Origin of the sequence: Chroococcidiopsis sp. TS-821, from assembly GCF_002939305.1 — a bacterium.
GTDB lineage: Bacteria > Cyanobacteriota > Cyanobacteriia > Cyanobacteriales > Chroococcidiopsidaceae > Chroogloeocystis.
The window spans coordinates 346,761-359,116 of the sequence record NZ_MVDI01000002.1 but is presented as its reverse complement, the minus strand read 5'-3'; the positions used below and the strand labels follow the sequence as shown (position 1 = coordinate 359,116).

Below are 12,356 nucleotides of genomic sequence, written 5' to 3'. Positions count from 1 at the left end.
GGTAGTGAGATGGATGTCAAACTAATTCTTTTGGGCTTAACAGCTATTTTTACGGTGTCGTGCTTGTTTTTTGGGACTAAAAACGGCTTTTATGACACAGATAATTATCACGGTAACGGTTCTGCACACTAGATGAACCGCGATATCGCATCGTTAAATCAGGGGTGAGGTAAATCAAAATTCAATCGATATATTCCCTAGTTTTTAGCCTGCACTGGGTTTGAGTGGAGGTATGTATGAGCAATCGGATACCTACAGCCTCCCGCCACGTTGGAGAAACAAGTTCCGAATTAGAGTGTTTCCCGTACAGCGTTCATCATGCTGATGAAGGCGTGTGCTTATTGGTACGGATGGGACCTTATCGCATTTTACTCGACTGTGGCATTGACGATATTTCTATCTTGAAGAAAGGAAAGCGATCGCCGCCAGCCGATTTAGTCTTGTGCACTCACGCGCATCCCGATCACGCCCAAGGATTACTTGCACTACATCAAGCTTTTCCCGCATTACCGATCTACGCCAGCGAAGCCACGACGCAATTGCTACCCCTTAACTGGTTAGGGATACAAAATATACCGCAGTTTTGTCAAGCCTTACCGTGGCGATCGCCTGTAGAATTTCAAGATGGTTTGAGTGCAGAGTTATTTCCAGCGGGACATCTACCAGGTGCAGCCGCAATTTTACTGACGTACACCACACCACAACGGACGTATACGTTACTCTACACAGGAGACTTTTTTTTATCGAATTCGCGCTTAGTCGAAGGAATGCCATTAGAGGAATTGCGCGGATTAAAGCCCGATGTCTTAATAATTGAAGGAAGCTACGGAACTGCACGTCATCCGCATCGGCGGACGCAAGAAAACCAACTTGCTGAACGCATTAATCGCGCGATCGCTCAAGGTTACTGTGTTTTAATGCCAACTCCAACGCTGGGAATCGGTCAAGAAATTCTCATGTTATTGCGGAGTCATCACAGTTTTACCGGTCGCGACTTAGATATTTGGGTTGATGGTATGGTTGCTGCTGGCTGCGATGCTTACCTAGAAATGCTACCGCAGCTACCCGCGTCAGTTCAAAACTTTGCACGTCATCAACCGTTATTCTGGGATGAACGGGTACGTCCCCGAATGCGCAGGTTAACTCCACAGCAGCGCGCTGAGGTAGGAAAGTCGCCTTGCATTGTAATTACTGACGAAAGTGCAGATTTACAACAATATTGCCAGCCCCAAACAGGTCCTTGGCTCATTCTCTTGCCAGAAAAACCAGGGCGTTTACTTCCGCATCCCCAGTCGCTACCGGAATTAGCACCGCAACCTTCAACTACTGTAGAAACCTACTTACTCGCCCAACACAGCGATGGTCCTGGGATTACGCAACTGATTCATAACTTACGACCCCAACACGTTATTTTTGTTCATGGTTCGCCAGCTTATTTGGCAGATCTCACCAGCTTGGATGAGTTACAAAATCGCTACCATTTGCATTCACCGGCGAGCGGTACAGCAGTGGATCTACCAGTCGGCGATACGTTTATCCAACCAGCTGCACCAGAAACGAACTATGAAGGCGAACTCAATGAGTTAGGTACTGTAGTAACAATTACACTACCAGAGGCAATTATTGCCGATCCCCGCTGGCGCACGTTTGCGGATACTGGATTAGTTGAAGCCCGTTGGCAAGGTGAAGAATTAGTGATTCGCGGTTTATCGCAGCGCGAACTACTCAATCAAACGAGCGATCGCCTCCTTAGTAGCGAAGTTAGTTGTTGCGCCACTTGCAAATTTCAACGCGGACAGCGATGCTGGAATCAAGCTTCTCCTTTATTTGGGTTTAAAGTGACACCAGAAGGTTACTGTCCTGTATATGAACGTAATGAAGAATAATTTGTGAAATGAGAAAGTAAGAAACTTTTAGGCTTCCTACTTTCTCTTTAGCTGTTTTAATCAGGATTGGAGTCAGTGTAACGACGAATGCGTTCTGCTTCTGGACAATCGTCAGAAACTAAAGGTTCTGCATTGCCGCGCGGTACTGAAGCTAGTTTTTGCGTTACAGCGCCGATACTCTCTAGACGAACCATTTCTTCCCAAGAGCAAATTTCGTCTTCTTCTTCTGTCTCATAACGCAGGGTAACTAAATCCCCTTCAATGTCGATGATGCGGGCGCGTTCTATCCAGCGTTGCTGGTCCCGCAAGAAAACGCATACTTCACGCCCGTCGCCACACAGTTGATAAATCTTGCGGTGTAGCATCTATCGCTTCTGCCCTTTTACAACGTAAGTTAAATCTGTACATAGTTCTGGGTGTTACCCCAATGAGGTATTGCTCAGAGTGAACAATTTCCACTTTTAGTAATACGTGGCAAGGTGTTTGCCAGCAACTTTTATTGTTTTTAGTTTCATTTGCCTCCTGAGTCGCTAGCTAGACGATCGCTACTGAGCTTGGAATGTTTGCTTCGCAGCATTTTTTAAAGATTAGGTTTTAGTTTACAGCAATGAGACGTTTGCCTCAATTAAGTCGATGTTTGCCATTGACTAGAACTGCGTCTTTCATGAGCGGATCGTACACACTGTTACCAGAAAATCGGTAAGATTTGTTACCATTTTGAGTTGTTTGGTATCACCTCGAGTCAAGGGACTCGTACAGCTTGATCCTAATGTAAATGATCTTAACTCATTGTTTTGCGATACTTCATCTTTTTCTAGCAAAATTATTAGTTAATATTTACCGTAAAATTGCCGAAAATCTTCATCTTTTTGGCTTAATTGTACCCACTCAACGTTTAAATCTTGCAATTTGGCGACGAGTTGGGCACAAGCAGGGCGTTCTGTGGCGTAATGTCCAGCGTCGATCAGAATTAAACCGCGATCGCGACTTTCCTGAAATTGATGAAATTTACAATCTGATGTCAAATAAGCTGCTGCACCTGTCTTCACCACATCCGAGATAAAGCTAGCCCCTGAACCGCCTAACACCGCCACGCGGTCAATTGTTTGCTCGCGATTGGCTTCAGGAGAGAAAATGAGATCGGGTGGTTGTAGCTGAGTGTAAATCTTGGTGAGGAGTTCTTGTAAAGTCAAAGGTGGCTCTAATGTTCCTACCCGACCATATCCTAACCCTGGTTGCGTTTCTACTATAGGAGAGGTGTGCTTAAGTTCTAACACCTGCGCTAGCACATCCGCTGTACCATCAGCAACTTGGTCAAAATTCGTGTGCGCTGTGTAAATTCCGATTTGATGATGAAACGCCAAGCGTGTGATTTCGGCGATCGCATCCCCCGTTTGTAAAGATTTAACCGGCTTAAAAATCAAAGGATGGTGCGCAAAAATTAAGTTAACAGGAGTTCCTGAGGCTTTGAGGGCGATCGCTTCGTGCATTACTGCCAAAGTTGGAGTCAAACATACAAGCACCCGTGCTGATTCTTCCAACACTCCAGGTTCAATCTGCCAACCGCAATTATCCCAGCTTTCTTGCCAAGCTGGATTTGCCCATGCTTCAAACCAAGCGATTAGTTCCGCAATTTTCATACGCTACTCGATATCAAGTCTTGCTAATTGGCTTTTACCATTACCAATTACCCCTTACCAACCTACATAGAAATCATAATTCGTCAATGGGACAGATTACTGTCTGCGTATGGCAATTGTATAGCTTGGTCGCTGCGATGCTTCGCGTTGAGTTTTTACGATTCGGAGCTCGCGATCGACATAAAGATGTTCTAATTGCGGAGTTGCTAGGTAAGTTTTCTCCAATTTTTTAACAGTCTTGCTGTCTAATTTTAAATCAAGTGCTTGCGGAAGTTCTTCTTGAGTCGATTGAAATTTATTGCTGACTACACTACTAAACCAAGATTCTGCATCTTCAATTGATAGTGGAACTTCTCGATTCCGAAAAGCCTGCTCAATACCTATGTTTTGAATGTACCATTTATTATCTCGTACAGCATACTTTTGCATTACCATTAAATCTATTGCTGGTAATTTTGCCGAGATTTTTTGCCACAAACTATTTTGTCCTGGAGTATACCGAGCGATATTTGCATAGTAGCTATCATCATGGAAAATCTGGTACGATTGCTCTCTGCTCCGCCCTGGTAGAGTATCGTGAAAAGGTATAGTTGACCAAACAGGTGTCCAGACACCCAGAACAATTGGAATTTGTTCTGCAACGATTGGATAAGGATTGCGTTGTGTCAACTCTTCAATATAAGGTGTCAGTATATTTTTATAATACTGGACTTTCGTGCTTAAAGGATCGGTATCTCTTCCTTTAACTCGCTCCAATAATTCAGCTTTAAGTTCTGATGTACTTTGAGAACTTAAGTGATTTGAGTTAACTAAATGAATCATTAAACTTTGCACCCTGAAAGATTAAGAAAACTACCCTAAGAGGCAGATAAAAAACATAAAAAAGTAGGTTCATATAGGAAGTGGTTCGTAAATTAAGATAGATCGTGCTGGCAGTAAAACCACTATTTTTCCCTATGAACCTACTGTTGAATTTGAATAGACTAAGTTAGTATCTACTCATCAAGCACTACCACCAAACGCGATTTCCCTTTTCATCAACTCGCGCTAAACGAATGACGTCAGAGATCTTTTTAGCATCCCTGACATGGTGTAATGCTTCTTTCTTTCCGTCTGGATATTCGACGATAAAGTAAGTGGGAACTAAAATCCAGTCACCTGTGATATCTGGTGCATCTACAGCAACTTGCTGCGCTTTTTCTTCAACAGATTGTGACTCATCTTTAACGATATCACCAGGATTAACGGTTAAATTTCTTTCTTTAGCAGTTGGTTCCTCGCGTGCATGCCAATCTCGACTTACGGGCTGTTCGATTGGTTTCTTTTCGAGTTGCTTAGCCATAACACTTCTTAGTAAGTTGAACATCATGAACTTACTAAATTCAATTTAGAAAATATAAAGGTTAGTTTGCTCTTTCGTTAGAGAGAAACTTATTAGGCTAGGTTTATCGAAAAAACCGTATTCTTTTTTACAGGTTAACCGTACTATAGAAGTCAAGTTACTTATTTACAGTAATAATGCTTAGTTCTTGAGACACAGATTAATAGAAAAAAGCTTAAAGGTTGAACCCACAGCAATTATTAAATATAAGAAAGCAATCAGATAATCGCTTTTTACATTCCAGTAATGTGAACAACAAGTTCTCTATTATGACTGCGTCGCCGGTGTTCCCAAATGTATACGCCTTGCCAAGTACCTAGTAGTAACTCACCTCTAGCGATTGGAATTTGTTCTGATGTATGTGTAAGGACTGTACGAATATGTGCTGGCATATCATCAGGTCCTTCAGCACTGTGTATATAATAAGCATCTTCAGGAACGAGTTTCGCCAAGAAGTTTTCTAAATCTTTTAGGACGTCAGGATCGGCATTTTCTTGAATAACAAGGCTAGCCGAAGTATGACGTAAAAACAAATGGCAAATTCCTGTTTCTATCCCTGATTCAGCAACGATTGATTCAATTTTGGCGGTGACGTTATTGAGAGACTTACCTTGCGTGGGAATTTTTAAGATTTTTTGGTAATGCATTGTTTATTAATGAAAATATTCTAAAACAGCGTGGGCGATCGCTTCATTGCCATCGAGGGCGATTCCTTGCGATTTTTTTGGTGTTGAAGGCGCTTGTTCGAGAAATTCCCAGCCGCTATGGAAAAATTCGTCTGGGCTAATAACTTGATGATGCGCGCAATCTTTGATACCTTCAATTAACAAAGCCGCTTCTGCAAAATCATCGCGTGTTAATGTGACAATTGGCACTTGTTGGTGAATGGCTTCAGCGAACGTACTAAAACCAGGTTTAGAAACAACTCTGCCACAAATCTGCATAAAATCAACTGGACGATATTGCGGATCGGTGATTTTGAGTAAGTTGGGAAAATCTGGGGCGTTACGCGCAAACGTGATAAATTGCCAATCGGGAAACCGCTGTACATTATCGTAAGGAATTTGCTGTAAGCCTAAACCACCGAAAGTTAATAAAATTGTGCGTTCCTTGGGTGTTGCGATCTTCCATTTAGATCGTAGCGCATCGGCTGGGTGAGAGGGAGAACCACCAGGTAGCCCGACATCCGTGATATTTTTAAACGCACTCATCGGTTCGTGGAAGGGTAAGCGCAGTAGGCGATCGCATTGACTGTAGCAATCAAAAACCCAATCTGCGATTTCTTGAAATTCACTTCCCCAATTGCGATAAATAAAGTCCCACCCAAAATTACTGATAGTCCAACACGGAACACCTGCGGTTTTACCAATCACGCCAGCTAAATGAGGAACATCCGCTAAAATTAGATCGACGCGATTTTGTTTGATAAAGTTAACTTCTCCGGCGACGATCGCATTTTGGTGACTGCGGATATGCTGCATTTTTTCAAGGGTAGCGGCTTTATCCATTTTGAGACTATCGCTTTGCACGACACCCACATCAAACGATCGCGGACGGTAGATAAAATCATCTTGAAAGTATGATTCGAGAAACCAACGAGGTGTTGTGGTAACAAAAATTACTAACATTTCTGGACGAAGTTTCTTAATCGTCGCAACAACCGATGCAGTCCGCGCTGCATGACCAAATCCATGACTGGTAACGGCTACGTAGATAATGGGAGACATATGTTAGGGTTCAGGTTAAGAAAGTTCTTCAGTTCAAACCTCAAAACTAATCACATTCCACAATAACTTTCGATTCCGGCGATGAGTTGATCGATCTCACTTGTGGTGGTGAAGTAGTGAACGCACGCACGAACGCAATCAGGATCGAGAAGTGTGCGTGTCATCATGTTTTGTGATTCTAAGTACTGTACTAGCTGTTTGTGACTACCTGCTTGTTTTAACTGAAAAGACACAAGACTCGATTCGGGTGGAGTAGTGCGTAAACAAACAATACCAGATATTTCGTTCAACCGCCGCCAAAGATAGTGACTCAGTTGCAGAATTTGTTCGTAGCGTTGCAATGCACTTCCCCATTGTTGATGCGTTGCGATCGCTGCTCTTAATCCGCAATACTGTCCAAAAGCAGAAGTTGCAACTTCATAGCGTCGTCCATCCGGTTGCCAATCTACAGGCTTACCTCGGCTATCCATCATAATACTACGCCAGCCAATAAACGTTGGTTGCAGCGATTCCCTAGCTTCGGGACGAACATACAATCCACCCACCCCCATCGGACCACACCACCATTTATGACCCGTGAAAGCATAAAAATCTGCTTGCAATTCAGTTAAATTCAACGGTAATAAACCAACTGACTGCGCTGCATCGACTAAAATTTGTATCCTACTGTTGTACTCGCGGCAAACTTGCGCAATTTTGTCTACAGGTAAAACTTGACCTGTATTCCAAAGAATATGACTTAGAACAACAAGTCGCGTATCGGGTGTCAGGTGTTGCGCAATCACCTCCACAGGATCGCCGCCATTCAGAGTAGCCATAATTGGACAAAACGAAACTTCCACACCGAAACGTCGGGAAATTTCTTGCGTTGTCGCGATGACTCCTGGGTGTTCGCAGTCGGTGAGTAAAATGCGATCGCCTGCTTGCCAATCGATACCCCACAAGGCGATATTACAGCCTACTGTTACATCTTCGGTAATTGTTATTGTTTCAGGAGAAGCATTAAGTTCTGCGGCGATCGCCTGTCGTGTTTGTTGGACTTCCTCAACAATCCAAGCATTCACCTTTGTCGAAAAAGGACCATAGGTTTGTATGTATTCTTGCGCTTGATTTATTGCATCGATCGCCGCTTGCGGCATAGGTCCTTGACCGCCATAGTTAAAATAAGCTTTATTCGCTAAAGCCGGAAATTGTTCTCGGTGTTGTACTGTTGAAGTAATAGAAATGCTTGTCATTACTAGAAGTAGCTCGCTGTTAGTGAATAGTATGACGCGATCGCACCCATAATAGAGGAATCAGGAAACCTAAAATATCTCCTCTGACCTCCGACTCTGACCTCTTAAAATTGCTAGTCTAGAGTCATGCTAATGACTGCTGAACTGCTGCTGCAATATCAACGTTGTCAAAGACGCGCTTTTTTAGATACTCATGGCGATCGCAGCCAGCGAGATTCTCCGAGTGAGTTTTTACTTCGACTACAACAAGACAAAATTATTCATCAACAAAATGCTTTAGCGCAACAAAATCATCAACAACCGAATTATCACCAAGGAAACTGGGAAGCGGGTGCGATCGCGACACTCGAACTCATGCAGCAAGGCGTTGAGCGCATTAGTCAAGGAATCTTACTCACTACCTACCAAGAAAAATATACCCTGATAAGTCGTCCAGATTTACTGATCAAACAACCTGGAAACTCGTTATTTGGTGATTGGGTTTATATTCCTGCGCAAATCGAATTGGGAAAGCGCCCTAAGCTAGAGTATCAAATTATCGCGGCGTACAACGCGCACGTATTAGAACAAATTCAAGGAATTGCACCGAAAACAGCATGGTTATTTCTGCGTCGCCCAGAAGTTTATAGTGTAGATGTTGCGCGGTGGACATCGCAAATGCAGCGTAGTTTAGATCGCTGTCTGGAAATCTTAGAAGCAGAATTAGCACCGGAAGTTTTTATTTCGCGACAGCGATGTAGTCTTTGTCGCTGGTACAGTCAGTGTTATGCGATCGCCAAAGAACAACAGCATCTCTCACTCATTCCTGGAGTCACTCCCAATCGCTACACGCAATTACAAGCTTTAAACGTTGTCACGCTCGAATCTTTAACTCAAGTAAATCCTACCCAACTAGAATCGCTACCAGGATTCGATCGCCAAGTCGCACAAAAATTGGTTTTACAAGCGCAAGCTGTTTTTGAAAATCGTCCGATACTATTAAACGCAACTCGCACTACAGACGTTTCACCTGCACCCATAGAACTATACTTTGATATCGAAGCCGAACCGGATCTTAATTTAGATTACCTGCTAGGAGTTTTAGTCGTCGATCGCCAAACAGGAACCGAAACATTCCACAAATTCCTCGCTGAAACACCTGCTCAAGAAGAAGCGATTTGGCAGCAATTTTTAGATTTGGTTTGCCAGTATCCAACTGCGCCAATTTATCATTTTTGTGCGTATGAAGTCGATACCGTCAAACGTTTAGGTAAACTTTATCACACACCACGATCGCAAATCAAAACACTTCTAGCGCGGTTTGTGGATGTTTACGAGCAAGTTGTGCAAACGGTTGCTTTACCTGTAGAAAACTATACTTTAAAAGCGATCGCGCGGTGGTTAGGGTTCGAGTGGCGCGACCCGCAAGCAAATGGCTCGCATTGTATTTATTGGTACGATCGGTGGTTAGCTACAGGCGATCGCGCGTTATTAGATGCGATTGTCCGCTACAACGAAGACGACTGTCATGCAACACGTCATGTCAAAGATTGGTTATTAGCTTTTACAAATAGTTCGTCCTCTGCCAATCTTCAAGTAGTTGAAACACCCTAAAACGTTAAAATCATTACTTTGACTTCTGACTCCTCTTTCTATGTCATTGAGCCGCAAATTATCACAGCCAATTATATTAATTTTCTTTTGTCTATTCTTAAGTGTTATTCTTGTTACTCGTCAAACCGCACCCGCAGTCCCAGTCACCGCAGTCGATTTTTTGGGAGAAGCAACAATTCCCACTGGGTTTTCTTTTCAAGAAACAGAACTTGGCGGGCTATCAGGAATTACTTATGATTCTACAAAAGATGTCTATTACGCAGTGTCTGACGACCGCAGCGAAAAAGCACCAGCACGATTTTATACCTTGCAAATAAATCTAGATCGGGGATTGCAACAAGGTGATGTAACGCCCTTAAATGTGACGACGCTATTAAATACTGAAAATCAACCGTTTGAAAGATATAGTATCGATGCGGAGGGAATTGCGGTAACGAATCGCGAAACGGTATTTATTTCCTCTGAAGGTGATGCGCAAAGATTAATCGATCCATTTATCAAAGAATTTTCCTTGACAAGTGGCAAAGAATTGCGATCGCTACCCATACCCGAACGCTTTTTACCAACTGCAAGTCGCGATCGCGGTATTCGCAATAACAATGCGTTTGAAAGTTTGACAATAACACCCAATCAGCAATACCTCTACACCGCAACTGAGAATGCATTACTGCAAGATGAACCAGTAGGACAACCTGATACAAGTTCGCCGTGCCGAATTTTGCAATATGATTTGCGTGCGGGAAAGCGATCGCATGAATATCTCTACATGACCGAAGCTATACCAGCACAAATTAATTTACCTCGATTTATGCGAGTTGGGCTTGTGGATTTATTCGCTGTCGATGACGATGGCAATTTTATTAGCCTAGAACGCGCGTTTACAGGCTTAGGATACAGTGTTCGCTTGTACCAAGTTTCCCTAGCAGACGCCGATGATATTAGTGATATCGAGAGCCTGCGTCAGGTCGATCTTAGCAGCATCAAACCTGTTAAAAAACGATTGTTGCTCGACCTCAAAGCACTGAAAAACGTAACACTCGACAACATCGAAGGCGTCACCTTAGGACCTACATTACGAGACGGGCGATCGCTTCTTCTCGTCAGCGATAATAACTTTCAGCCTGCGCAGCGTACTCAATTCCTTGCTTTTAAAATCAGATAAAGTTTGACAAATTTAAAAAACTGTGCAAAGATAGAAATCGCTCAAAAATTGGGACTGTAGTTCAATTGGTTAGAGCACCGCCCTGTCACGGCGGAAGTTGCGGGTTCGAGCCCCGTCAGTCCCGTTCCTAGTAGATTAAGACATGCGTTAGGATAGTAAATCTGTGCTAACAGGGTAGTGGAAGTAATATCTTCCCTAGCCATCAAACCTTACAGCTAAAATCTAAAAACTTAACATGACCGTGAGAGTTCGGATCGCCCCTAGCCCTACAGGGAATCTACACATAGGAACCGCAAGAACTGCGGTATTTAACTGGTTATTTGCTCGTCATCATGGCGGTCAGTTTATTTTACGGATCGAAGATACTGATACTGAGCGATCGCGTGAAGAGTACACGCAAAATATCCTCGATGGTTTAACCTGGTTAGGATTGAATTGGGACGAAGGACCTATCTTTCAGTCACACCGTTTGGATGTGTATCGCCAAAGAGTCCAAGATTTACTCGATAAAGGACTAGCATACTACTGCTATTGTTCTGAAGAAGAACTCGACGCGATGCGCGAAGCCCAAAAAGCCCGCAATGAAGCGCCGCGCTATGATAACCGCCATCGCCATCTCACGCCCGAACAACAAGCCGCGTTTGCAGCCGAAGGGCGTCGCCCAGTGATTCGTTTCAAGATCGAAGACGATCGCGAAATTGTCTGGAATGACATGGTGCGCGGACACATGAGTTGGCGCGGTAGCGACTTGGGAGGCGATATGGTAATCGCCCGTGCGGCGAAAGCTGGGGACATTGGTCAGCCGCTGTATAATTTTGCGGTGGTTGTCGATGACATGGATATGCAAATTACCCATGTAATTCGCGGAGAAGACCACATTGCTAATACTGCTAAGCAAATTCTACTTTATGAAGCTTTTGGGGCAACCGTACCAGAATTTGCGCATACACCCCTGATTTTAAACGCAGAGGGACGCAAGCTTTCCAAACGCGACGGAGTAACGTCGATTTCTGATTTTAAAGAAATGGGCTTTGTCGCCGAAGCAATGGTTAATTATATGACTTTACTCGGTTGGTCGCCTCCGGATTCAACGCAAGAATTGTTTACTTTGGAAGAAGCAGCGCAGCAATTCAGTTTTGAACGCGTTAATAAAGCTGGGGCAAAATTTGACTGGGCAAAATTAGACTGGATTAATAGTCAGTATCTGCACGCAATGCCTGCCAAAAAACTGACGGATTTGTTGATACCATATTGGCAAGCCGCAGGATATAAATTTGACCCGACAAGCGATCGCGTTTGGCTAGAACAGATTTCTAGTGTCATTGGTCCTAGTTTGACGCGTCTCAAAGATGCGGTAGAGATGAGTTGGCTATATTTTACTGACTCGTTAACTTACAGCGACGATGCAATGCATCAATTACAGCAAGAAGGTTCTAAAGCAGTACTTGAAGGGGTTTTAGCTGCACTCAACGATGGTACGGACTTAACTGAAGCGAGTAGTCAGGAAATTATTAAACGCGTCGTCAAAGAGAAGAACGTCAAGAAAGGATTGGTAATGCGATCGCTGCGTGCAGCCTTAACCGGAGATATGCAAGGACCTGACTTAATTCAATCTTGGGTCATTTTACACCAACGCCAGTTTGATAAACCGCGATTAGAAAGTGCGATCGCAAATGCTAACTAAAACTAAAGTCCGCTGCGGCGGGCTTTTTTTGGAACTATCTTGTTTGAC

Annotated in this window: 12 protein-coding genes and 1 tRNA gene; 6 read left to right on the top strand and 7 right to left on the bottom strand. The window is 43.5% G+C overall.

Annotated elements, in window-relative coordinates; genetic code table 11:
* The first annotated feature begins 9 nt into the window (after nucleotides 1–9).
* Nucleotides 10–132 carry a hypothetical protein gene (locus tag B1A85_RS25550; RefSeq protein WP_256387444.1) on the top strand — a complete coding sequence of 41 codons (123 nt, stop codon included), beginning with the start codon at nucleotides 10–12 and terminating at the stop codon, nucleotides 130–132.
* Nucleotides 133–236: 104 nt separating this feature from the next.
* Nucleotides 237–1,886, top strand: a complete 1,650-nt coding sequence (locus B1A85_RS09235) for an MBL fold metallo-hydrolase (RefSeq protein ID WP_104546609.1) — start codon at nucleotides 237–239, stop codon at nucleotides 1,884–1,886.
* Nucleotides 1,887–1,942: 56 nt separating this feature from the next.
* On the opposite strand, the gene B1A85_RS09230 is transcribed toward B1A85_RS09235, so the two are convergent.
* From B1A85_RS09230 to B1A85_RS09200, 7 genes are all read right to left on the bottom strand, one after another.
* Entirely contained in the window at nucleotides 1,943–2,251 is a 309-nt protein-coding gene (locus B1A85_RS09230) for a DUF6679 family protein (RefSeq protein WP_104546608.1), read from the bottom strand.
* Nucleotides 2,252–2,716: 465 nt separating this feature from the next.
* Complete coding sequence (locus B1A85_RS09225) at nucleotides 2,717–3,526, bottom strand: Nif3-like dinuclear metal center hexameric protein (protein ID WP_104546607.1); 810 nt, start codon at nucleotides 3,524–3,526, stop codon at nucleotides 2,717–2,719.
* Between the two features lie 96 nt (nucleotides 3,527–3,622).
* The gene (locus B1A85_RS09220; protein ID WP_104546606.1) at nucleotides 3,623–4,348 is read right to left on the bottom strand and encodes a hypothetical protein; all 726 of its coding nucleotides are present in this window, start codon (nucleotides 4,346–4,348) and stop codon (nucleotides 3,623–3,625) included.
* 187 nt (nucleotides 4,349–4,535) lie between these two features.
* Nucleotides 4,536–4,868, bottom strand: coding sequence for a hypothetical protein (locus tag B1A85_RS09215; protein WP_104546605.1), 333 nt, complete (start codon nucleotides 4,866–4,868; stop codon nucleotides 4,536–4,538).
* Nucleotides 4,869–5,140: 272 nt separating this feature from the next.
* Nucleotides 5,141–5,554 (bottom strand): secondary thiamine-phosphate synthase enzyme YjbQ, encoded by a 414-nt coding sequence (locus B1A85_RS09210; protein WP_104546604.1) that lies wholly within the window; start codon nucleotides 5,552–5,554, stop codon nucleotides 5,141–5,143.
* A gap of 6 nt (nucleotides 5,555–5,560) precedes the next feature.
* Nucleotides 5,561–6,634, bottom strand: coding sequence for a glycosyl transferase (locus B1A85_RS09205; protein WP_104546603.1), 1,074 nt, complete (start codon nucleotides 6,632–6,634; stop codon nucleotides 5,561–5,563).
* Nucleotides 6,635–6,684: 50 nt separating this feature from the next.
* Nucleotides 6,685–7,869, bottom strand: a complete 1,185-nt coding sequence (locus B1A85_RS09200) for an aminotransferase class V-fold PLP-dependent enzyme (protein ID WP_104546602.1) — start codon at nucleotides 7,867–7,869, stop codon at nucleotides 6,685–6,687.
* 126 nt (nucleotides 7,870–7,995) lie between these two features.
* Here B1A85_RS09200 and B1A85_RS09195 point away from each other — a divergent pair, with 126 nt between their 5' ends.
* The 4 genes from B1A85_RS09195 to gltX all read left to right on the top strand — a co-directional run bounded on the left by B1A85_RS09195 (nucleotide 7,996) and on the right by gltX (nucleotide 12,308).
* On the top strand, nucleotides 7,996–9,462 hold the full coding sequence (locus B1A85_RS09195; protein ID WP_168192376.1) for a TM0106 family RecB-like putative nuclease: 1,467 nt from the start codon (nucleotides 7,996–7,998) through the stop codon (nucleotides 9,460–9,462).
* A gap of 40 nt (nucleotides 9,463–9,502) precedes the next feature.
* Complete coding sequence (locus B1A85_RS09190) at nucleotides 9,503–10,624, top strand: esterase-like activity of phytase family protein (RefSeq protein WP_104546600.1); 1,122 nt, start codon at nucleotides 9,503–9,505, stop codon at nucleotides 10,622–10,624.
* A gap of 50 nt (nucleotides 10,625–10,674) precedes the next feature.
* A tRNA-Asp gene (locus B1A85_RS09185) sits at nucleotides 10,675–10,748 on the top strand.
* A gap of 111 nt (nucleotides 10,749–10,859) precedes the next feature.
* Nucleotides 10,860–12,308 carry a glutamate--tRNA ligase gene (gltX, locus tag B1A85_RS09180; protein WP_104546599.1) on the top strand — a complete coding sequence of 483 codons (1,449 nt, stop codon included), beginning with the start codon at nucleotides 10,860–10,862 and terminating at the stop codon, nucleotides 12,306–12,308.
* The last annotated feature ends 48 nt before the right edge of the window (nucleotides 12,309–12,356 follow it).

What these genes read in the sequence shown, in the direction of transcription:
- B1A85_RS25550 (WP_256387444.1), top strand. Translation starts at nt 10, where the DNA reads ATGGATGTCAAACTAATTCTTTTGGGCTTAACAGCTATTTTTACGGTG.
- B1A85_RS09235 (WP_104546609.1), top strand. Translation starts at nt 237, where the DNA reads ATGAGCAATCGGATACCTACAGCCTCCCGCCACGTTGGAGAAACAAGT.
- B1A85_RS09230 (WP_104546608.1), bottom strand. Translation starts at nt 2,251, where the DNA reads ATGCTACACCGCAAGATTTATCAACTGTGTGGCGACGGGCGTGAAGTA.
- B1A85_RS09225 (WP_104546607.1), bottom strand. Translation starts at nt 3,526, where the DNA reads ATGAAAATTGCGGAACTAATCGCTTGGTTTGAAGCATGGGCAAATCCA.
- B1A85_RS09220 (WP_104546606.1), bottom strand. Translation starts at nt 4,348, where the DNA reads ATGATTCATTTAGTTAACTCAAATCACTTAAGTTCTCAAAGTACATCA.
- B1A85_RS09215 (WP_104546605.1), bottom strand. Translation starts at nt 4,868, where the DNA reads ATGGCTAAGCAACTCGAAAAGAAACCAATCGAACAGCCCGTAAGTCGA.
- B1A85_RS09210 (WP_104546604.1), bottom strand. Translation starts at nt 5,554, where the DNA reads ATGCATTACCAAAAAATCTTAAAAATTCCCACGCAAGGTAAGTCTCTC.
- B1A85_RS09205 (WP_104546603.1), bottom strand. Translation starts at nt 6,634, where the DNA reads ATGTCTCCCATTATCTACGTAGCCGTTACCAGTCATGGATTTGGTCAT.
- B1A85_RS09200 (WP_104546602.1), bottom strand. Translation starts at nt 7,869, where the DNA reads ATGACAAGCATTTCTATTACTTCAACAGTACAACACCGAGAACAATTT.
- B1A85_RS09195 (WP_168192376.1), top strand. Translation starts at nt 7,996, where the DNA reads ATGCTAATGACTGCTGAACTGCTGCTGCAATATCAACGTTGTCAAAGA.
- B1A85_RS09190 (WP_104546600.1), top strand. Translation starts at nt 9,503, where the DNA reads ATGTCATTGAGCCGCAAATTATCACAGCCAATTATATTAATTTTCTTT.
- gltX (WP_104546599.1), top strand. Translation starts at nt 10,860, where the DNA reads ATGACCGTGAGAGTTCGGATCGCCCCTAGCCCTACAGGGAATCTACAC.